This window comes from uncultured Methanobrevibacter sp., from assembly GCF_902769175.1.
Lineage (GTDB): Archaea > Methanobacteriota > Methanobacteria > Methanobacteriales > Methanobacteriaceae > Methanobrevibacter.
On sequence record NZ_CACXNW010000018.1, the window covers coordinates 1 to 21,014 of the forward strand.

General features: G+C 30.6%; 24 protein-coding genes and 1 pseudogene. 18 read left to right on the forward strand and 7 right to left on the reverse strand.

Features of this window, described 5'->3' with window-relative positions:
* Both QZV12_RS07400 and rpl12p read left to right on the forward strand, forming a co-directional pair.
* A partial coding sequence (locus QZV12_RS07400) for a 50S ribosomal protein L10 (protein WP_295619570.1) occupies window positions 1–884 on the forward strand: 884 nt, incomplete at its 5' end.
* A 142-nt stretch (window positions 885–1,026) separates the two neighbouring features.
* On the forward strand, window positions 1,027–1,332 hold the full coding sequence (gene rpl12p / locus QZV12_RS07405) for a 50S ribosomal protein P1 (protein WP_295619573.1): 306 nt from the start codon (window positions 1,027–1,029) through the stop codon (window positions 1,330–1,332).
* A 587-nt stretch (window positions 1,333–1,919) separates the two neighbouring features.
* On the opposite strand, the gene QZV12_RS07410 is transcribed toward rpl12p, so the two are convergent.
* Window positions 1,920–2,126, reverse strand: coding sequence for a hypothetical protein (locus QZV12_RS07410; protein ID WP_295619576.1), 207 nt, complete (start codon window positions 2,124–2,126; stop codon window positions 1,920–1,922).
* Between the two features lie 39 nt (window positions 2,127–2,165).
* Here QZV12_RS07410 and QZV12_RS07415 point away from each other — a divergent pair, with 39 nt between their 5' ends.
* Window positions 2,166–2,300 carry a hypothetical protein gene (locus tag QZV12_RS07415; protein WP_295619579.1) on the forward strand — a complete coding sequence of 45 codons (135 nt, stop codon included), beginning with the start codon at window positions 2,166–2,168 and terminating at the stop codon, window positions 2,298–2,300.
* Here the strand turns inward: QZV12_RS07415 and QZV12_RS13690 are convergent.
* Window positions 2,274–2,456: pseudogene (locus QZV12_RS13690) on the reverse strand (hypothetical protein); the annotation flags it as partial. The gene QZV12_RS07415 and the pseudogene QZV12_RS13690 overlap by 27 nt on opposite strands.
* 105 nt (window positions 2,457–2,561) lie before the next feature.
* Window positions 2,562–3,575, reverse strand: a complete 1,014-nt coding sequence (locus QZV12_RS07420) for a hypothetical protein (RefSeq protein WP_295619584.1) — start codon at window positions 3,573–3,575, stop codon at window positions 2,562–2,564.
* 550 nt (window positions 3,576–4,125) lie between these two features.
* Here QZV12_RS07420 and QZV12_RS07425 point away from each other — a divergent pair.
* From QZV12_RS07425 to QZV12_RS07495, 15 genes are all read left to right on the forward strand, one after another.
* Window positions 4,126–4,833, forward strand: a complete 708-nt coding sequence (locus QZV12_RS07425) for a zinc ribbon domain-containing protein (protein WP_295619587.1) — start codon at window positions 4,126–4,128, stop codon at window positions 4,831–4,833.
* Window positions 4,834–4,851: 18 nt separating this feature from the next.
* Complete coding sequence (locus QZV12_RS07430) at window positions 4,852–5,541, forward strand: zinc-ribbon domain-containing protein (protein ID WP_295619589.1); 690 nt, start codon at window positions 4,852–4,854, stop codon at window positions 5,539–5,541.
* A 182-nt stretch (window positions 5,542–5,723) separates the two neighbouring features.
* The gene (locus tag QZV12_RS07435) at window positions 5,724–6,089 is read left to right on the forward strand and encodes a zinc ribbon domain-containing protein (RefSeq protein WP_295619593.1); all 366 of its coding nucleotides are present in this window, start codon (window positions 5,724–5,726) and stop codon (window positions 6,087–6,089) included.
* Window positions 6,090–6,098: 9 nt separating this feature from the next.
* The gene (locus QZV12_RS07440; RefSeq protein ID WP_295619596.1) at window positions 6,099–6,821 is read left to right on the forward strand and encodes an alpha/beta hydrolase; all 723 of its coding nucleotides are present in this window, start codon (window positions 6,099–6,101) and stop codon (window positions 6,819–6,821) included.
* A gap of 309 nt (window positions 6,822–7,130) precedes the next feature.
* Window positions 7,131–9,854, forward strand: coding sequence for an alanine--tRNA ligase (gene alaS, locus QZV12_RS07445; protein WP_295619599.1), 2,724 nt, complete (start codon window positions 7,131–7,133; stop codon window positions 9,852–9,854).
* A 599-nt stretch (window positions 9,855–10,453) separates the two neighbouring features.
* Entirely contained in the window at window positions 10,454–10,600 is a 147-nt protein-coding gene (locus tag QZV12_RS07450) for a hypothetical protein (RefSeq protein WP_295619603.1), read from the forward strand.
* 36 nt (window positions 10,601–10,636) lie between these two features.
* Window positions 10,637–10,957 carry a hypothetical protein gene (locus QZV12_RS07455; RefSeq protein ID WP_295619606.1) on the forward strand — a complete coding sequence of 107 codons (321 nt, stop codon included), beginning with the start codon at window positions 10,637–10,639 and terminating at the stop codon, window positions 10,955–10,957.
* Between the two features lie 72 nt (window positions 10,958–11,029).
* Complete coding sequence (locus QZV12_RS07460) at window positions 11,030–11,530, forward strand: hypothetical protein (RefSeq protein ID WP_295619609.1); 501 nt, start codon at window positions 11,030–11,032, stop codon at window positions 11,528–11,530.
* Window positions 11,531–11,636: 106 nt separating this feature from the next.
* The gene (locus QZV12_RS07465) at window positions 11,637–11,963 is read left to right on the forward strand and encodes a hypothetical protein (RefSeq protein WP_295619612.1); all 327 of its coding nucleotides are present in this window, start codon (window positions 11,637–11,639) and stop codon (window positions 11,961–11,963) included.
* Window positions 11,935–12,588: a hypothetical protein gene (locus QZV12_RS07470; protein ID WP_295619615.1), complete on the forward strand. Its 654-nt coding sequence runs from the start codon at window positions 11,935–11,937 to the stop codon at window positions 12,586–12,588. The genes QZV12_RS07465 and QZV12_RS07470 overlap by 29 nt, the downstream gene beginning before the upstream one ends.
* A 304-nt stretch (window positions 12,589–12,892) precedes the next feature.
* Window positions 12,893–14,041 (forward strand): tRNA uracil 4-sulfurtransferase ThiI, encoded by a 1,149-nt coding sequence (gene thiI, locus QZV12_RS07475; RefSeq protein ID WP_295619618.1) that lies wholly within the window; start codon window positions 12,893–12,895, stop codon window positions 14,039–14,041.
* 187 nt (window positions 14,042–14,228) lie between these two features.
* Window positions 14,229–14,822: a DUF998 domain-containing protein gene (locus QZV12_RS07480; protein WP_295619621.1), complete on the forward strand. Its 594-nt coding sequence runs from the start codon at window positions 14,229–14,231 to the stop codon at window positions 14,820–14,822.
* A gap of 246 nt (window positions 14,823–15,068) precedes the next feature.
* Entirely contained in the window at window positions 15,069–16,202 is a 1,134-nt protein-coding gene (locus QZV12_RS07485) for a TMEM175 family protein (protein WP_295619624.1), read from the forward strand.
* A 696-nt stretch (window positions 16,203–16,898) separates the two neighbouring features.
* Complete coding sequence (gene fbp, locus QZV12_RS07490; RefSeq protein WP_295619627.1) at window positions 16,899–17,999, forward strand: fructose-1,6-bisphosphate aldolase/phosphatase; 1,101 nt, start codon at window positions 16,899–16,901, stop codon at window positions 17,997–17,999.
* Between the two features lie 80 nt (window positions 18,000–18,079).
* Window positions 18,080–18,421 carry a zinc ribbon domain-containing protein gene (locus tag QZV12_RS07495; protein WP_295619630.1) on the forward strand — a complete coding sequence of 114 codons (342 nt, stop codon included), beginning with the start codon at window positions 18,080–18,082 and terminating at the stop codon, window positions 18,419–18,421.
* 108 nt (window positions 18,422–18,529) lie between these two features.
* On the opposite strand, the gene QZV12_RS07500 is transcribed toward QZV12_RS07495, so the two are convergent.
* The 4 genes from QZV12_RS07500 to pgsA form a co-directional block, all read right to left on the reverse strand.
* Window positions 18,530–19,066, reverse strand: coding sequence for a GNAT family N-acetyltransferase (locus tag QZV12_RS07500; RefSeq protein ID WP_295619633.1), 537 nt, complete (start codon window positions 19,064–19,066; stop codon window positions 18,530–18,532).
* A 272-nt stretch (window positions 19,067–19,338) separates the two neighbouring features.
* A complete protein-coding gene (locus tag QZV12_RS07505) occupies window positions 19,339–19,527 on the reverse strand; it encodes a hypothetical protein (protein WP_295619636.1) in 189 nt (62 codons plus the stop codon).
* Between the two features lie 370 nt (window positions 19,528–19,897).
* Window positions 19,898–20,140, reverse strand: a complete 243-nt coding sequence (locus tag QZV12_RS07510) for a DUF357 domain-containing protein (RefSeq protein ID WP_295619639.1) — start codon at window positions 20,138–20,140, stop codon at window positions 19,898–19,900.
* Between the two features lie 190 nt (window positions 20,141–20,330).
* Window positions 20,331–20,933: an archaetidylinositol phosphate synthase gene (pgsA, locus tag QZV12_RS07515; RefSeq protein WP_295619642.1), complete on the reverse strand. Its 603-nt coding sequence runs from the start codon at window positions 20,931–20,933 to the stop codon at window positions 20,331–20,333.
* Window positions 20,934–21,014 lie beyond the last annotated feature (81 nt).

Consider the following 21,014-nt stretch of genomic DNA (forward strand, 5'->3'; position numbering starts at 1 on the left):
GAAAAACTCTCGCAGGAAAAGCAACTATCAGATTATCTAAAATTAACCTTATGAAATTAGCTTTAGAAGATTGTGATAATGAGAAAGCTAACATTACTGGGCTTTCAGATTATATGGAAGGTCAACCTGCACTTGTTTGTACCGACATGAATCCTTTCAGATTGTATAAAATATTAGAAGACAGTAAAACTTCTGCTCCAGCAAAAGCTGGCGCAACTGCTCCTGCTGATATTGTTATACCTGCTGGAGACACTGGTTTCCCACCAGGTCCGTTCCTCGGTGACTTACAACAAATAGGTGTACCTGCTAAAATCGACAAAGGAAAAATTGTAGTTTCTAAAGAAACTGTAGTTATAGAAGCTGGCGAAGAAGTTTCTAAACAAGTAGCTTCTGCTTTAACCAGAATGGATATCAAACCTATGGAAGTAGGTATGGATCTTAAAGCTGTATACGAAGATGGATCTATCTTTAAAGCAGATGTATTATCTATTGATGAAGAAGAAACTCTTGCAGATATTCAAACTGCATTTACTCAAGCATTTAACTTATCTGTATTTACTGCTTACCCAACTAGCGAAACTATTTCCACTATTATCAGTTCTGCTCATACTAAAGCATACAATGTTGCTATTGAAGCAGCTGTTCCTACTGATAAGACTTCTGACATGTTAATTGCACTTGCAAATGCTAAGATGTTAGCATTAGCTGGTGAATTAGGTTCTAACGCTATCGACGACGAACTTGCTAATAAATTAGCAAATGTTGCAGTTGCTGCAGCTCCAGTCGCAGAAGAAGCAGAAGAAGCTGAAGAAGAAGTTGAAGAAGAGGAAGAAGATAAAAGTGAAGAAACTGCAGCACTTGGATTAGGTGCTTTGTTCGGTTAGATAAAATTTAAACTTTATACTTTTTAATTGTTTTAAAAAACCGTGTTTTAATTAACACAAAAGTTCAATATTAAAAAAAAAACGGAAATTGATATTGAATCATTTACAAAAAATTTATTATAATAAAATAAACGGTGATAACATGGAATACATATATGCGGCAATGATTTTGCACACCACAGAACAAGATATTAATGAAGAAAATGTAACTAAAATCTTAGAAGCAGCTGGCGCTGATGTAGACGAATCCAGAGTAAAAGCTTTAATCGCAGCATTAGAAGATGTTGATATTGAAGAAGCTATGGAAACTACCGCTATGGCAGCAGCTCCTGCAGCAGCAGCACCTGTAGCTGCAGCAGCAGAAGAAGAGGAAGAAGAAGAGGAAGAAGAAGACGAAGAACAAGCAGCTGCAGCAGCAACCGCTGGTTTAGGTGCTTTATTCGGATAGATTCTTTTCTATCCTTTATTTTTTCTTTTTTTTCATGATTAATTTGTTTATTCTTTAACTATTTTTTCAATTTCCTTGATCTATTTTTTCTTTAACTATTTTTTTTAATTTCCTTGATCTATTTTTTCTTTAACTATTTTTTTTTTTAATTTCCTTAATCTATTTTTATTTGACTATTTCTTTAATTTAACTTATTGATTGCCACTAATTTTAAAAATAATATGATAATCCATAGTTAAAATTAATTTAATTGATTTTACATTAAATTAAATTGAAACATGGACTGAATAAATCAAAAATAATGCATAGTCCCTTAATTTAAATGAAAGTTCCTAAAAAAAAAGATTGAAAAACAAAATTAAATATTAATATAATATAAATTAAATATAGTCATATTTCTTAACAAAAAGAGGGGATAAAAAATCCTAATTTCAACTGTAAATCAATAGAAAAAGAGTTAAATAAGTAGCCAACTGCAAATCAATAGAAAAAAGAGTTAAATAAATAGCGGAGTTTATTTATAAATATGCAAGAAAAAACAAACCCCGCAAATAATTTTTTGGTCTTTGATTTATTTAATTTTTTTATTATTCAATTTCACCATTAACTTTGAAGCTTGTGCTATTTTCAGAAGGTTCAGATATCTCATCTCCTTTATAGATCACCTTAACGACATATTCTCCAGGTTCTAAATGTTCATGCATTTTTATAGTCTTATATCCGCTCACTTCCTCTTCATGTCCTGTGATAATGGTGGAATTCTTATATATTTGGACTGTAACCTTTCTTGGCATTGATGAGTCTGTTTTGATAGTGAGTGTTGGAGTTTGACCTTGGTTAATGTCATTAGCATGTACATTTATTTTGGATTCAAGTCCTTTTACATTGAATTTTGCTGTTGTTTGGCTTGGTTTGAAGTCGTCATTTCCTGTGAAACTTGCTGTGATGGAATAGTCTCCTTTGGTTAGGTTTTTGATTTTAAGGGGTCCATGTCCATCAACAATGTCTACATTGTAGAGTTTGTTTAAAGTGTCTAATTTGGCTTGTACTGTGCCTGTTAATGTTTCGTTTGCATTGATTTCAATTTTTGCTTCTTCTCCATAGGTGATGTTATTGACATTTATGCTTAATTCAGGATCAACACGATATTCTGTAACATTAAAGCTTGTAGATGTTTCACAAGGATTATAATCTGCATTTCCTTCAAAACTAACTCTAACAGTATATTTTCATTCATATGAAGTTTTCGGAAGTTCTATAACATCATTTGAACCAATTTCAGCTTCTCCTTGTGTGAAAAGCCAATATCGAGGGTCACTTACTATATATTTAATTTTAATCTTTTGTGTGCAGTTGCTTGTGATTTTCAGTTTTGCTGATTCAGTAGTGCTCATATCATCAACATGCGCTTTCAACTGAATCTCCGCTTTAGGATATACTGTGAAATAGGCATCCGCTTCGTCAGGGAGGAAGTTGACATTTCCCTTAAACTTAACTGCACCATAAAATTTACTCGGCCTCAAATCATGAAAGCTTGTTTCTCCATATCCATTTTTGACCAATATATCAGTAAAGTAGGTGCCATTCAGATAAAAATCAACATAATCTGTGAAGTTTCCTCTACTTTTAACTTTAGCAATGACCTCATTGCCTTCATAAACACTGGATATTTTCAAGTTTAAATTAGGTTTAATGCGGTTTGGATTTTCTTTAACAGTAAAAGTAGTGTATCCCTGATAGTTACTTGTACCATTAAATCCTGAAACAGAAACTTTGTATGTCCCCGGTTCTAAAGTGTCAGATATCCTGAATGCTGCAGGCATCTCGTTACTTAAATATTCCTTATAGATTGGAGAAGAATATTTTTCATTGTATATATGGCAATCCACGCTTCCATAAAGATTTAAAAAATCCTCCGTATTTGGGGTGGAAACTGTAATTATTGGATGATCTCCTTCATAAAAATCATTAATTTGCACATTAAATGATCCACTAGATTCTCTAGTTTGATTTTCTCTTGTTGCATTGGTTTCCACTTCTTTAACATTCTCGCTCCGCTCTGGGCTTTTTGCGTCATCCCCTCTAATGTTTTCTGTTGCCTTTAGGCTTTTAGCCTCATTGGGGCTAATGTTTGCAGTGGCATTTTCTGTACTGATCTTATCATCAATTTCTATAATTTCATTGGTGGAATCGCTGGTCTTAATATCCGTTTGATTTAAGTCAGCTGACGACAATGGTGTCATACAAAAAATAAGTATAAAAAATATCGCAATAATTTTCAAATTTAAATTCATTAAATATCTCCCTTACATTTTTAATATTAAAAAATTGAAATCCAATTTATGAGTAAAGACTTACTGGACAATAGTTTAATATAGTATATTATGGTATATGCTATGAGTATATATAATTTTGCGAATGTAAGTGCTTGATTTCACCGATAAAACTCGAATTATTAATTTATTAAGTTTTATAAGTATGGTGATGCTTTTTTTTAATGAAAGGCTCTATTGATGTTTTCTTAAGATGTTCATTAGTTTGAATTGTTTTTGTAAATTATGGTTTAAATTAGGTTTTATAGGTATGATGATGCTTTTTTTTAATGAAAGGCTCTATTGATGTTTTCTTAAGATGTTCATTAGTTTGAATTGTTTTTGTAAATTATGGTTTAATGAATTTAATCAAACAAATTTCTTTTTATTAATTATTTGAATTTTCAAGTCATGATAAACATTTCAAGATCTATATATGTTTTTATGAATATAATATTATTAGTAATCGGGAGGTGTAATTGTGGTATTTTGTCCTAATTGTGGCTTGGAAAATAATGACTCTGCAAAGTTTTGTAAAAATTGCGGAACTCCATTAAAAGGAAGCAGCCCAATTAAAGAGGATTATGTTGCTACTGGAAATGATCCAACAGCAAGAAATTCAAATATAAATACATCTAATAATAATTTAAAATCTGACAATAAAAATTTAATAATTATATGTTTGACAATCGTTATATGCGCTATTCTAATTGCAGGAGCTTTAGTTTTATTCTCAAACAATGGTTCTGACAATAATTCTGATGCTTTATCTGATTCTGCATCATTAAATAGCTCTGGTTCTGTAGATAAATCTGCAGAGGATACTTCCACAGCTGCTTCTAGCGAACCTGCTAAGACTGCTGAGTCTAAAATGGATATTCTAAGAGGAAGCATTAGTACGGGTAGTGGAAAGAATGACAAGACTTACTGCAGTGTTTATGTTGGTGAAAAATATGCTGGTCAAAATGTTAAGATCAGTGTTTTATACAGCAGAGATGGAAATGCATTGAATAATGGTAATATTGTTCCAAAAACCGTAGACAGTTCTGGATATGTTAGTGTTCCAAGCGCTAGTGCATTTAAATATTATCCTGATGATGCATATATCACTATTTATGATAGCAGCAGCAATGTTTTAGACACTCAAGAAGTTTATTTAAGCGAAAAGAGCGGAACTCAAACATTTTAATGATTTAGAGGTTGTAAAATGATTTGTTCTCAATGTGGTATGGAAAACAAGGATTCTGCTAAGTTTTGTAAAAACTGTGGAAATCCATTAACTCCTAAACCTGCTCCAGTGAATAATGTTCAATCAAATCCTTCATATTCCAATAATGCAGGAAGTGGGGATAACAGCAATAAGAAATTGCTTCTTATTTGCGTAACCCTTATCATTTGCATCGCAATAGTTGCAGCAGCTTTTGTATTGGCTTTCAATGGTGGGAATTCTGATTCATATAATAATGCTGATTCCGGTTCAAATAGTGCTGTCTCAGATAGCTCTTCAAATGGAGCAAGTTCAAGTTCTGCTTCACAACAGACCAGTTATAAAAACACTTCTCCATCATCTGATATATACATTAAGTTTTGTGATTTCTATACAGGAAGCTCATCATCTGATAAGTCATATTGCTCTGCAAATATTGGTACTGAGCACACAGGTGAAAAATACAAGATAAGTGTTTTATACAGTGATAATGGAAGAAATTTAAATGATGGTGTAACCGCTACTAAAACAGTGGATGAAGAAGGATTTTTACATATTTATACTTCTAATGCATTTGATGTTTATCCAGATAAGGCTATAGTGGACATTTATGATGCCAATGGAAATTTCCTTACTGAAAAAACCTATCATTTGGAGGAAACCAGCGGTCAACAAAAATTTGATCATTAAATAAAAGCTCTTTTTTGAGTTTTTATTTTTTATTTAAATTTTATTCATTGAATTGGTTTTATTTAAACTCTTTATTGGGTTTTATTTTTTATTTAAACTTGTATCAATTTTATTTTTAATTATATGTTTTGAAGAAAGTTTTTTAGAATTTTTATTTTTAATATAAGCTATGAGGAAAAATTATGAAATGTCCAATTTGCGGATGTGAAAATCCTGATGATTATAAGTTTTGCCATGATTGTGGAAATCCTTTGATTGTAAATGATTTAAATAGGAGTTTTGACGATTTAAGCAATTCAGATGATTTTCCAGCCTTCAATAGCAAAAAGCTAATTATAATAGGTTATATTATAGCTATCCTATTTGGTTGGGGCAGCTTTTTGCTTAGCTTCTTATTTGGATCCTATGGATTTATCGGATTCATTGGACTTTTCTTTCCCGGTTTTATGTTAAACAGCAAGGATCCGAGTATACGAAGGCATGCTTATATTCAATTAGCCATTATGGTAATTGGAATTATAGCAACTTTATTGATTTTATTTAGATAATGTGATAATATGAATAAGAAATTAAAAATAGCATTAATAGTCATTCTTGCTTTAGTAATAGTTTTAGCAGGATATTTATTTTGGTATGGAACTAATTATGCCCATGCTGACAGCAGTGTAGATGCTCTTTTAAATGGCACTGAAAATGTGTCTGTTACTAAAATAGATGGGGGATTGTTTTTAGATGGTCCTGGAAATGAAAGCGCATTGATTTTTTATCCTGGAGCACAAATAGAATACACATCTTATCTTCCTTTGCTTATGAACTTATCCAATGATGGTGTAGATTGTTTCTTATTGGAAATGCTACTTAATGTAGCGGTTTTCAATACTGGTGCAGCAAATTCCATAATTGATAATGGCAATTACACCTATGACAAATGGTATGTTGGAGGTCATTCCTTAGGTGGATGGGCTGCTTCAGAATATATAAGCAACAATCCAAATAAAACCGATGGTTTAGTGCTTCTTGCAGCATATTCTGACAGTGATTTAGGTGACACTCCTGTTTTATCAATCTATGGAACCAAGGATGGAAATTTAAATAGGGTTACATATAATGAATCTAAGCCATTTATTGATAATAATCTAACTGAATATATAATTAAAGGTGGAAATCATGCTCAATTTGCATCATATGGTGTAGATCCAAAAAATGGAAAGGCAAGTATTTCCCCAGAACAACAAAGAAAGGAAACTGAAGAACAGATTTTAAAATTCATTAACAATTAATTTCCACTCTTTTCTTTTCTATTTTTTTATTTTTAAATGATTTTAAAATTTGTAAATGATTTTTTTACACTCTTTATTTTTCTTATTTTCCTAATTCTATTTTTTTTTGATTTTTTAAATGTTTTTATTTTTATAATTTTTTAATTATTTCTCCTATATTTTAATATTTTTCTATTTTCATACAAACTATTTAATAGATTAAAAAATATATATAAATATATTATAAAATATTTATTTCAACTATAATTAAACTAATTCAATTATTAACTAAAATATTTATTTTTAAAACAACGATTAAAACTGATTATTATGCTTAAAATATTTGAAGACTTAGGATATAAAAAACAAATTTGTAAAACTTGTGGAAATGAGTTTTACTCCCAAGTTGATAGGGATACTTGTGGAGATGCTCCATGTGACGAATATGGATTTATTGGAAATCCCGCTACTGACAAGCCTTATGATTTATATGAAATCCAAGAGACTTTCAGGACTTTTCTGGAAAAAGAAGGTCACGAACATATATCCCGTTATCCAACTTTGGCTAAAAGATGGAGAGATGACGTATTCTTAGTTGGGGCTTCAATATTTTGCTTCCAACCATGGATAACATCAGGTTTAGTTGAACCTCCAGCTAATCCTCTTGAAGTTGAACAGCCATCCATTCGTCTTAACGATGTAGACAATGTAGGAAGAACCGGCAGACACATGACCTGTTTCACTATGGGTTCACATACCGTAATAAACAAGCCTGAAAACTTTATTTATTGGGAAGATGAGACAATCCTCCTTTGCCATGAGTTCTTTAAATCCATTGGAATCAATACTGAAGAGATTACCTTCATCAAATCCTGGTGGAAAGGTGGAGGAAATGAAGGTCCATGTTATGAGGTATGTTGTCGTGGTGTAGAGCTCGCTACACTTGTTTTCATGCAATACAGAACCTTGGAAAATGGTGAAAGGGAAGAGATTCCAATTAAGGTTGTTGATACCGGTTACGGTTTAGAAAGAATCGCATGGATTTCACAAGGTACTCCAACTGCATATGATGCTTGTTTTGCTCCTGTTGTAGATAAGCTTAAGGAAATCACCAATGTTGAAGTTAATGAAGAGATATTGGCTCGTAATGCAGAAATTGCAGGTATGATGGATATTGAAGACATTGGAGATATTAGAGATCTCCGTCAGCAAGTGGCAGACAGCTTAAACATCAGCTTGGAAGAGTACTTGAAAAATGCAGAGCCTATGGAAGCTATCTATATCATTGCAGACCATACCAGATGTTTGGCATTCATGTTAGCTGATGGAATCATACCATCAAATGTAAAGGAAGGTTACCTTGCAAGGCTTGTATTGAGAAGAACAATCAGATTCATGAAAGAATTGAAGATGGAAGAGTCATTGTCTGACATTATGGAAATTCAATTGGATTTCTTGAGAAAGTTCTATCCTGAAATCGATGAGTCTCAAGCACATATCATGAATATCATCAACCTTGAAGAGGAAAGATATGCTAAAACCATTGAAAAAGGTAAAAAGACAGTTAAAAGAACTATCAAACGTCTTAAAAAAGAAGGAAAAACTTCAATGCCTTTAGAAACCTTAATTGACTTATACGATGCTCAAGGTATGCCTCCTGAAACTGTTGAGGAAATGGCAAGCGGAGACAAGGACTTTGAAGTCTTTGTTCCAGATAACTTCTTTACCATTGTAGCAGATATGCACGAAGAGGATAAGGTTGCTAAAAAGGAAATCTTAGACCTTGATGTTCCTGAAACAATCCTTGACTTCTATGATGACATTTATCAGAAGGAATCTGATGGAAAAATCATTGAAGTCATTGAAAGAGGAGAAACAGTTAATGTTATTCTCGATAGAACCATTTTCTACCCTGAAGGGGGAGGTCAGCCATCAGATGTAGGTATCATATCCATTGAAGGCAAAATATATGAAGTCACTTATGCTGAAAAATTGAATAATATTGTATTGCATCATATAGCAATTCCTAAAGATAGCGATAAGGAAACATTATTCAAGACTCTAAAAGGGTTTATTGGAACTGAAGTTCATATGGCTATCAATTGGAACAGAAGAATTACCTTGGCAAGACACCACACAGGTACTCACTTGGTGATTGCAGCTGCAAGAAAAATCTTAGGACAGCATATTTGGCAAGCAGGTGCACAGAAAGGTATTGCCCGTTCCCGTATAGACTTATCCCATTACAAACGTATCACACAGGAAGAACTTAATGAAATTGAAAAGCTTGCTAATGGGTATGTGATGATGAACATTGATTTGGATATCAATTGGCTAAGCCGTGATGATGCTGAAAAAGAATATGGATTCACTTTATACCAAGGAGGTGTAGTTCCAGGTTTAAGAATCAGAGTGGTTAAGATTCCTGGAATTGATTTACAGGCATGTGCAGGTACTCACCTTGACAGAACCGGTGAAGTCGGACCTATCAAGATCAACAAGACTGAAAGGGTTCAGGATGGTGTAGAAAGAATTGATTTCTCAGCAGGACTTGCTGCTATTGACTCTATTCAAAACGATAAGGAAATCCTAAGGGAAAGTGCAGGCATATTCAGTGTAACCAATGAGCAATTGCCTAAAACCTGTGACAGATTCTTCAGTGAATGGAAAGCCCAAAAGAATGAAATTGCAAAGCTTCAAAAGGAAATTGCTAATTTAAAGGTTTCCTCTTTAGCTGATAATGCTATTGAAATCAATGGATTTAAGGTCTTAAAAGAGATCATTGCTGGTGACATTAAGGAACTTCAAAAGATTGCTACTGACTTTACAGACAATAACAAGGCTGATGTTGTATTCATTGGTAACAATGAAGGTAAAATAGTTGGTGCAGCTACTAAAGAGTCTGGAATTCAAGTCAATGGCATTATTAAGGAAGCAGCATCTGTACTTGGGGGTGGCGGTGGTGGCCGTCCTAACTTAGCTCAAGGAGCAGGTCCAAATGCAGATAAAATGCAAGATGCTTTAGATTTAGCTGTTGAACTTTTAAATAATTAATTATGAATTTGGGATTATTGGGAGTAAATTATTCTCATTAATTTCATTTTTCTTATTTTTCTTTTTTTGAGTTTGTTTTGATTTTTTGGTTATAATAATATTATTTTTTCTTTTTTTAGAGTTTATTTTGATTATTTGAAAAAAATATTTATTTTTCTTTTTTGAATTTGTTTTGATATTTTTGATTAAAAAAAAACATTAATTTTTCTCTTTTTATAAAATGATTTAATCAATTTAATTAAGATATAAACTATGGATTATGTTTATTTTATTAAAATAACTATTTTTATATGGTATTTTATAATTTAAAGGTGCAAGTGAGTATTTACATGCGAAAACATTTATATATTGAGTCCAATAGACTTTAATTGGTGTGTTTTTCACATCAAGCAAAAAACGATAGGGAAGATAATTGATTTCATTTTTTTAATGACTATTTGTATTTTAGTTTTATTGACTATTTAGTTTAAATGACTATTTGTTATTTAGTTTTAATGACTATTTGTTATTTAGAATATTATAACAACTTAAACTTTTTTTTTCATCGTTTTTAATGATGGATTTGAAGAAAATTTTTAAACTTAAAATGAGGAAAAATGATGTTTAAAAAGATTATGATTATATCGGTTATTTTTGTTCTCTTATTCACAATTTCCACTGCTAGTGCAAGTGATGTGGATATAGATGAAGATGAATTGGATACTGTTGATATGAAATTTTATTTCAATGATTATGTTGATATTTAGCTTTCAAAAGATTTTTCTAGTTCTGATTTAGGTAGTTTGGATGATTCGAATACTGTTGTTAGTAGTGGAGATTCCATTGCTTCCAATAGTGCTTCTTCAACTATTGATTCAGCATCAAATCGTAATAATAAAGCTGAAAGTCAAGTCACTGTACCTGTAAAAAAATCCAAAACAAAAATCAATGTTGCTAAAAATAAGAAAGGATATATGACAACCTCTAACTTTATTAAGGCTACTTTATTGGATTCTAAAGGAAAAGCTGTAAAAAACAAAAAAGTTCTCTTTACTGTTGGTAAAAAGTCTTATTCTGCTAAAACAGATAGCAAAGGTGTTGCTAAGATAAGAACTCCTTATTAAAAAGGAATTTTCAATTTAAAATTCAGATTTAGCGGTGATAAAACTTATTCTGCATCATCTGCTAATGCTAAATTGAATATCAATAGGATGATCACTCTCTTAAAGGCTCCTAAAGTTAGCGTTTATGCTACTCGCAAAGCTTTATTAAAAGTTAAATTGACTAATGCTTATGGTAAGGCACTTGCTAAAAAGAGAGTATACGTTAAAGTATCTGGAAAGACTTATAGAGTAACAACCAATAGATTTGGAATAGCCAACTTAAAGTTTAAAAAAGCTGTAGGAACTTACAATTGCAGAGTTAACTTTAAAGCAAATAAAAAGTTCCATGGATCTTCTTTAGACACAAAAGTGATTTTCAAAAAGATCCCTACTTCAATTACAGCACCTTCAGTTAACTTCAAGTCAACTGATTATGCTAATTTGAAAATCAGCTTAAAGGATAAGTTTGGCAATGCTGTTAAAAATAAATCAATAACTGTTAATGTCACTGATTTAAATAAGGTTTTTAAAGTAAAAACGATTCCAAAGGAGTTGCTAGCTTTAAGTTCAATGGAGAACCGTCCTACAAGTTAGTGCTTAAATATGCTGGTGGAATAAACTACAATCCTTCTTCAGTAAAATCTGAATTAAATATAATGCTGTTAAAGTTAAGTTTGAGAATATTGCTGGAGCTTCAAAATTGGTAGCAGAGTATGTAAATAAAACTCGTGAATTGCCTTTCACTGTTGAGTATAACAACCATGTTTTTACAATTACTCAATTTTCATATTTGGCAGCTAGAGCCTTAAAGAACATATGCAATAACAATACTGATGATGTTGTTTTAATTTCAGTTCCTGAGTATTATTCATCATCTGGAGAGATTTTTGACACTGTATACAAAAAGGATTTCCTTCAAATAGCTGAAACTATTTTGGATTCAAGCTATAACTTTAAAAATAAGGATTATATAAATTATTCAGTTTATAAGGTGCTATTTGATATATACACATTCAATATTTGCTAAGATAGTGAATTATTATTATGGGAAGGAAGCATTGCCTACTTATTCACTAATGAGTACTATAGATTTCATAAACCGTGCTCCTTCCAATCAATTGACTTTCTATTTAACCAGTGATTATTTGTACCCTAATACTGAAGAGAATAAAGTTCCTTGCTTTGAAATGCTAAAAAGTTTAAGGGATACATTAAATTCTATGGGTTATGATGCATATATTGTAGGTATGGGACCAAATATCCATAATGTTGCTTATACTTATGGCTGTCAAGGAAATGATTCTTCATTGCTTTGCTGTTTCAGTGGAGTTGATGTAGGAGTTATTGAAGCTATGGCTGGTGAGCTTGGTAGAGATGTTGTTTATAACTATAAAGGAGCTCATTTCTTAGGATTATGGTATACTAAGCCATTTGGTGCTTCTTCTGATATTCGCGGATATATTCCAAGGGCACACGATGCAGATTATGGTTGGCCTTTAGATGATGCTGCAGCATATATGGAAGAACATAATATCAGTTATATTCAAGTTGGTACTGTAGAGGACGCTTGTCAAGCATTGTTGAATGGTGATATGGGCGGTCCTAAGCTATTGCCTACAAATAATTTGATTGCTGATAAAGTGGATGCTTAATCCTTCTTCTTCCATTTTATTTTATTTTTCTATTTTCTTTTTTTATTTTATTTTATTTTTTTTCTTTTCACTATTTCTATTGGTTTTTGAATTCTCTTTTTTAATTATAGCAACGTTTTTTCACTATTTCTATTGGTTTTTGAATTTTCATTTTTAATTATAACAATAGTTATATTTATAAACTATAAATTAAATATATAAAAAGATAAAGATATAATTAGAAAAAATTTATTTACTAAAACACTCATTTTATGATAATTATTCTGATTATTCTTTAAAAACATTATATTTATTGAGGTATTTTATGAAACCTGATTTGATTATAGCTCGTTATGGTGAAGTAGGATTAAAGAGCAATAGAGTTAGAAAAAGATTTGAAAATCGTTTAAAAAACAATATAAAAGCAACAATTGATGCAGAAGTTAAAATAAGTCAAGCAAGAATCTATATTTTTCCAAAGGATTATGATGATGCATTAGAAAAGTTAGAGAGAATATTTGGAATAGTGTCATATTCTCCTGCTGTTTCATCTAAAGCCACCTTTGAAGATATAGAAAGGGATGTGTCTGCATATGCTGAAAAGCTTCATGATGAAGGATTATTGGATGAAAACACTAAATTTGCAATAAGCTGCAGAAGAGTGGGAGGCCATGAGTTTTCATCTCAAGAGATGGCTGCTTTTGCAGGTGCAGTTGTAGTTAGAAAGTACTCCTCTCCTGTTGACTTGACAAATCCTGAACTTACAATATATCTTGAAGTAAGGGATAATGATGCTTATATTTTCCATGAAAAGATTCAAGGTCCTGGTGGATTGCCTCTTGGAACTCAAGGAAAGGTTGTAGCTCTTGTATCAAGTGGTATAGATTCTCCTGTAGCCACTTACCTTATGATGAAAAGAGGCTGTCAAGTTATAGCATTATACTGTGATAATGATCCATACACCAGTCCAGAAGCCCTTAAGAACTTTGAAGACTTGATAGATCAGTTGAATCTTTATGCAAGCGGTGCTCCAATCAAGAAAATAGTTGTTAAATATGGTGAGTATTTAAGCACATGCAAGGCAGATGCTCCAGACAAGATGACTTGTGTCTTATGCAAGTCTGGAATGTATAAGTTAGCTGGAAAGCTTGCTAAAAAACTTCATGCTGAAGCGGTAATTGATGGAAGCAGTTTAGGTCAAGTGGCTTCCCAAACACTTCCAAACATTCTTGCCACCCGTGAAGACTTGGATGTTCCTGTATTGTCTCCTCTTATAGGTCTTGATAAATTGGAAATCACCAGAATCGCTGAAAAGATCGGAACCTTTGAAATTTCCAAAAGGGATGATGGTGGATGTAAGGCAGTTCCAAAATATCCTGAAACAAATGTCGACTTGGAATTTGTCAAACAGGTTAAAGAAGATATAAATCAGGATGAACAGCTTGAAAAGGCATTTAAAACAATTGAATTTTAATTTGGAATATTTTTAATAAATCATTTCATTTTATGTAATTTCATGAAATGAATTTTTTATATTATTATAATATTTTGAGTTTTGTATTTTAATATGTGAAACTAGAATCATTATTTTGAGATTTGTATTTTAAAAAGTGAAACTCAAAATCTTTTAAGTTTTTTTAAAATAATTAATGAGTGAAAACATGAAATCTAGAATAGCAGGTATTGCTTTGATTATAGGAAGCCTTTGGTATATGATAGCTGAGACCATTTGTGCATTTTCATTTAATGACACATTAGCCAACACTTATCTCATTCATACCATTTCAGAATTGGGAATTCCGAATTTAAACTCTCCATATTTCTTCTTGATGAATTCTGCATTTATTCTAATCGGTTTGGCTTTGCTCTTTGCCAGCTTCTATAAATTCAAGGATTATATCATTAAATATAAGATCATCTATTATATCTTTACAGTGATTTGCACTCTTGGAGTTATAATTGTCGGTTTGGTTCATGCAGGAAATCCATTGGCATTGACTTATCATGCTGCAGGTGCCATTATGGCAATTCTTGGAGGAAATATATTGCTTGTAATCGTTTCATTGTCTATGGATAGATTTGAGGCTTATCACAAAATCACTTTAGTTTTAGGAATCATTGGACTGTTTGCATTTGGTGTAATGTTTTTAAATATGAGCGGTATTTACATGCCTGTATTCGAAAGATTGTCAGTTTATACTTTGATAATCTGGAATTTCATGACTGGAGTTTATTTGTTCACGGATAGGTTTTAATTGTTTTTTCTTTATTTATTTGGGGTTTAATTACTATAAATCCCTTTTATTTATTTTATTAATTATTTTCTTAATATTTCTTAAATTTTCTTTTTATTTTATTTTTTTTAGATATTCTTTTTATTTTATTTTTTTTAGATATTCTTTTTATTTTATTTCTTTTAGATATTCTTTTCATTTTTATTTTTTAAATTGAATTTTTTATTATAAATTAAATTATATATTAAAAAATACAAAGAATACATTATGAATACAAATAGGTTTGAAACATTTTTTGATGCAATATTGGCGATTATCATTACTGTCTTGGCATTGAAGTTAACTCAGCCTGCCGCTCCAACATTAGATGCATTCTTATCTTTGAATGCCAGATTCATAACTTATGCAATCTGCTATTTGGTGATCTTTATCATTTGGTATGACAACCATAATCTCTTTCAGGTTGTAGAGGAGATTGACAACAGAGTATTGGCAGTTTATGCTCTTCAGATATTTGCAATCAGCCTTCTTCCATATTTTGCATCATGGTTGGCTTTCAATGTAGATTCCATTCCTGCTGAAACAATGTTTGGAATAGATTTTCTCGCAATAGACATTTTATATATACTGTCCATTTACTCTGTCTATCGAGCTAATCCCTACAATTGCGGTTTGTCCAATGATAACTTTAAAAGCTTTTACAAGTACATTCCAATAGCCATCATGCTTTTAGGATTCATAATCACATATACTGGATTTCCTCAAGGAATTTATGTTTGCGTTTTGATTTCAGTAGTCATTTGGCTTATATTCTCAAGGCTTAAAAGGCCAGATAATGGTAACACTGATAGATTTGAAGCTTTCATTGATGCAATCATTGCAATCATAATAACAATCATTGTCCTTGACATTCCAATGGTTGCAAATGGAACTTGGGATGCCTTTTTTGATATAAAATTTGAGTTTATAGTTTATGCTATAAGTTTTCTGGTATGCTTTAACTTCTGGAATTTCAACAACAACATATTTAATATTGTAAATAAGATAAGCCATAGAGTAATTTGGACAATTGGTGTTGCATTGTTCTTCTTATCTTTAATTCCATATTTGACTACCTTTGTCGGATTGAATCCAGATTCATTCTTCCCATCCTTTTTATATGGTTTGAATTTTATGATTATGGCTATTTTGGCTATTGGAAATGCAAGGGAATTAAAGAACTCTGATCCAGCAAATATTGCATTGCAGGTAGCTTTGTCAGACAATAAGCCATTTGTTGTAACTATAATATGTGTTATTATTGGAATGATTATTGCTTATTTCACCTATCCATTGATTATTGTAGTTGCATGTCTAGTTTCATTGTTTTTCACATGGGCATTTACTTTTTTTAGACATTAATTGTCTTTTTTATTCATAATAATTCATTATTTTTCTTTTTTTTAGACATTAATTGTCTTTTTTATTCATAATAATTCATTATTTTTCTTTTTTTAGACATTAATTGTCTTTTTTATTCATAAAACTGAATCATTTTTCTTTTTTCTTTTTTTAAAACTTTTATTGCATTCTCAAATGTCTAAGTGTAATTTTTTAAATTTTATGTACGTTTTCAAATGTTTAAGGATAATTTTTTAAATTAATGTACATTTTCAAATGTCTAATGGAATTTTAAAATTTACGTTCATTTTATATAGATCAACAAATAATCTTTTCCACCAATACTTTCAATTGCTCTTTGGTATATGCTTAATAAAGTGGCATGTGATGATTTAGATGGAAAATTTAACTGGATTAAAACATAATTATATATACTTTATTAATCAAAGATAATAATGTATATTAAATAACTTAAGAATTATTTGTTCTGGTTATTTAGAATATTTAGTTTGATGAATAATTTAATTATTTTATATTAGCTATTAATTCAAGTAATTAATTATTATAACAATTGGTTATTAATGATATAATTATTTTTTAATGGTTAATTGCTATAATAGTTAATTATTATTCTTATTTTATGAATTAAAACTAAATATGTACTGCTATTGGCTTGTGTGATATCCCAATAGTAATTAATAACTGAGGTGTTTTAAGATGAAAACTACTGTTAGTGTAATTAAAGCTGATATCGGAAGTGTTTCAGGACACTGTGTATCTCATCCAGCATTAATGGAAAAATGTGACGAAGTATTAGAAGATGCATTAGAAACTGGCATTCTTGAAGATTACTACATAACCCGTTGTGGGGATGATATTGACTTAATCATGACTCACAGAAATGGTGAATTAAACGAAGAAGTTCACAAAACTGCATATGATGCTTTCTTGCAAGCAACTGAAATTGCAAGAGACTTAAAATTATACGGTGCAGGTCAAGACTTATTAACTGACACTTTCTCTGGAAATGTTAAAGGTATGGGTCCTGGTTGTGCAGAAATGGAATTTGAAGAAAGAGGCAGTGACCCTGTAATCGTTTACTGTATGGATAAAACCGAACCAGGTGCATTCAACTTACCTATCTTCAGAATCTTTGCAGACCCATTCAACACTGCTGGTCTTGTAATTGACCCAAGCTTACACGAAGGTTTCAGTTTTGAAGTATTTGATGTAATGGAACACAAAAAAGTTATTTTAGACTGTCCTGAAGAAATGTACGACTTACTTGCATTAATCGGTTCCACTGGTAGATACGTAATTAAAAGAGTATTCAAGAAAAACGGTGAAATTGCAGCTGCAGTAAGTACTGATAAATTAAACATGTTAGCTGGTGAATATGTAGGTAAAGACGACCCTGTAGCTATTGTAAGAGCACAATCTGGTTTCCCTGCAAACGGTGAATGTGTAGAACCATTTGCATTCCCACACATGGTAAGTGGATGGATGAGAGGATCCCACAATGGTCCTATGATGCCAACCAGTGAAGACGAAGCTAACCCAATCAGATTCGACGGACCACCTAGAGTAATCGGTTTAGGATTCCAAGTAACTGATGCTAAATTAATCGAACCTGTAGACTTATTCGATGACCCTGCATTTGATGAAACCAGAAGACAATCTGCAAACATTGCTTCCTACATCAGAAGACACGGTCCTTTCGAACCACACAGATTACCATCTGAAGAAATGGAATACACTTCATTACCTGGTGTAATGGAAAAATTAGAACCTAGATTCGAAGACATGGATGATGACTAAATCATCTATCTCTTTTTCTTTTTTTTATTTATTATTTTTTAGTTTTATTATTTTAGAACAATTATTTGTGAGGGATAATCATGACTTTTTGTCCAAGCTGTGGAGCTGAGAAAAAAGAAGGAAGCAAATTCTGTCATAACTGCGGTTATGATTTTGAAGCTGCTGGTGCTGGAGGAAATACAGAGTTCAATTCTAATCCACAAGTAAACCAAAACCCTATTCCTAATGTTCAACCTGAAAAGACTTATACTATTGCTAAGGTTTTAGGTTATCTATGTGCAATTTTAATACCTTTATTTGGGATTATATTTGGTGTCTATTTATACACTCGTCCTGAAGATGATGCTAAAAAACATGGAAAGTTAATGATTGGACTTGCTTTAGTTATATGGGCTATTTCTTTCTTAGTTTTGAGCAGGTAAAATTTGTTTAGTTTTTTTTCTATTCTTTAAATTTTAGTATTCTATTTTTTTAAATTTTATATTTTATTCTTTAAATTTTTATTATTCTATTTTTTTAAATTTTATATTTTATTCTTTGCATTTTCGTATTCTATTTTTTTTTTTTAAAAACATTGCTATTTCTCGTGTTTCATTACCAGAAAGATCTGTATTTTTCATATCACAGTAATATTTGAATCCTAATTTTTCTAAAACTCTTTTTGATTGGTGGTTTTCATATCTGCAGCATGCATGGATTTTTTTAATATTCAAATCTTCAAAAGCATGTTTTATAAGTTCTTCAGATGCTTCAGCAACTAATCCTTGACCCCAATATTCCTCTCCAATCCAATATCCTAATTCAACTCCATCATCGCCCCAGTAGTGATTGGTCTCTGGATAGAACAATAATGCGATGCATCCTATTGCATTATCCTTGATTGTAATGGCATAAGTTTCCTTTTTGGAAAAAACAGTTTTTATAATTTTTAAGCTTTCTTCAACGCTTTTATGTGGTGGCCAACCTGCAATAAGTCCAATATTTGGGTTTTTTGCAAAATGGTATAGGCATTCTGCATCACTTTCTTTCCATGGTCTTAGGATTAGTCTTTCTGTTTTTAAAATCATGTTAAAAGTTTTATTTATTTAATTATTTAAATTTAATTTTGAAAAATAGTTGATGAATTTGAAATTTATGTAAGTTATTTGGAATTTGATTTTGATTAATGGTTGTTGAATCTTGAAATTTATGTAATTTATTTAGATTTTGATTTTGAAAAATATGTTTTTTACGTTAAAATAAGCCATAAGTGGTTAGAATAAGCTATTTGAAGTGAAAAAATTTAAAAATAGTTTAATTAAGAAAAAAAGTTAATAAAAATAAGTAAATTAAAAAGTAATTAGAGAACGCCAAGTTCATCTAATTCTTCAATTACAATGTCATGAGAAATTTTAGTCATGATTTCTCTAATCAATACATTTTTTTTACCTTTATTAGTGTAACCATTTTTTTCCAAGATATTAATTAATTGTTCTTCATTGAGATCTTCTAAAACAATTCTTAATTCAGTTACATCTATATCTGCCATAATAGTCATCTCCCATTTTTAATCCAAATATATTTTTGATTTTAATATTTTTTTCGTTTTGAAAATTTTATTTTAAGTAGACAATTTTTTAAAATTTAAAATTGTTCTTATTATGTTGAATAAATATTTATTAATGAAAGTATTTAAATTTTTAGTTTTTATTCTATCAAATAGTTTGTATATATAAGAATATTTTTTATCTTTCATTTCTAACTTTTTTTTTAACTTGAAATTTTAAAAATTTTTCAAAAATTAATAAGAAATATGATAAATTTTTCATAATCACAAAAGTGTGATTATTTTTAATATTGGGTTTAATTATTCTATAGTTTACAATATAAAACTATTATTTAATCAATCGAATATTCAATTAAATTAATCCATGAATCATTCTTAATGCATCGAGTAAACCGTGGCTATATTCAATGCAACCAAAAGCTGTTCTTGTGTCTTTTTTCTCAAGGTAATATTTTGAATCATTCCAATAATCGATTGCCCTATCAAAAACTTCCTTTTCTTCACCTTCGAATTTTATGTCTTCAACTTGTTTCAAATTTCTTTCAAGTTTTGCAATGTCAATTGCAATTTTCTCTTCACTTTCTAAATCTTTCATTTTATTGTCCTCGAACAATTTTTAGTTTCTTATCTTAAATTGTTATGATCTTTTTATTCTTCTTGATTTTTGATTTCATTTTTTATATTTTTTTAATATTTTAAATTTTTAATATTATAAATTTTCAATATTCTAAACTTTTAATATTTTAGTAATTTTTTAATGTTTGCTGATGGGCTAAAAATTAAGTTTATCTTAATCTTTTTTGCCTTTGGGATTTTGGCCCATTTAATACTTTCCATACATAGAGTATTCTTTGTCCAATTGTAATGTAGGAAAGAATTACAAGTAAGTAAATGAAGTAGGTAAATATGACATTTGAATGGAATATTGCTGCGAGTACTGCACCTAACATTAAAATTATCATTCTAACTGCACGTTCAGCTATTCCTATATTGCATTCAACTCCTTGGGATTCTGCTCTTGCCCTTACATAACTGACTGTAATTGCTGAGTGAATTGCCAAAACTCCAACAAACCAGTTACAATATCCTCCAAATATTGTTCCAATGAATATGATTGCATCTGCAAAACGATCCATAGTGGAATCGAGGAATGCTCCAAATGGGCTTGCTCTATCATGGTATCTTGCAACAGCTCCATCTACAACATCTAAAAATCCGCTAAGCAAGATGAATAATGCTCCTCCAAGGAGATTTCCGTTTGCAAAGAAGTATGCAGATAGGATTGCCAAAAATGGAGAAATTACAGTTACAATATTTGGATTTACATTCAATCGACTAGCTAAAGGTTCTAAAAATTTTGTAAGATATGGTCGTAAACTATTAAGCATAATTTTAATTATATTAATTAACTAATATATATTTAATTAAGTTATGTCAGTTTCAGTGGAGTGAATAATAAAGATTTAATT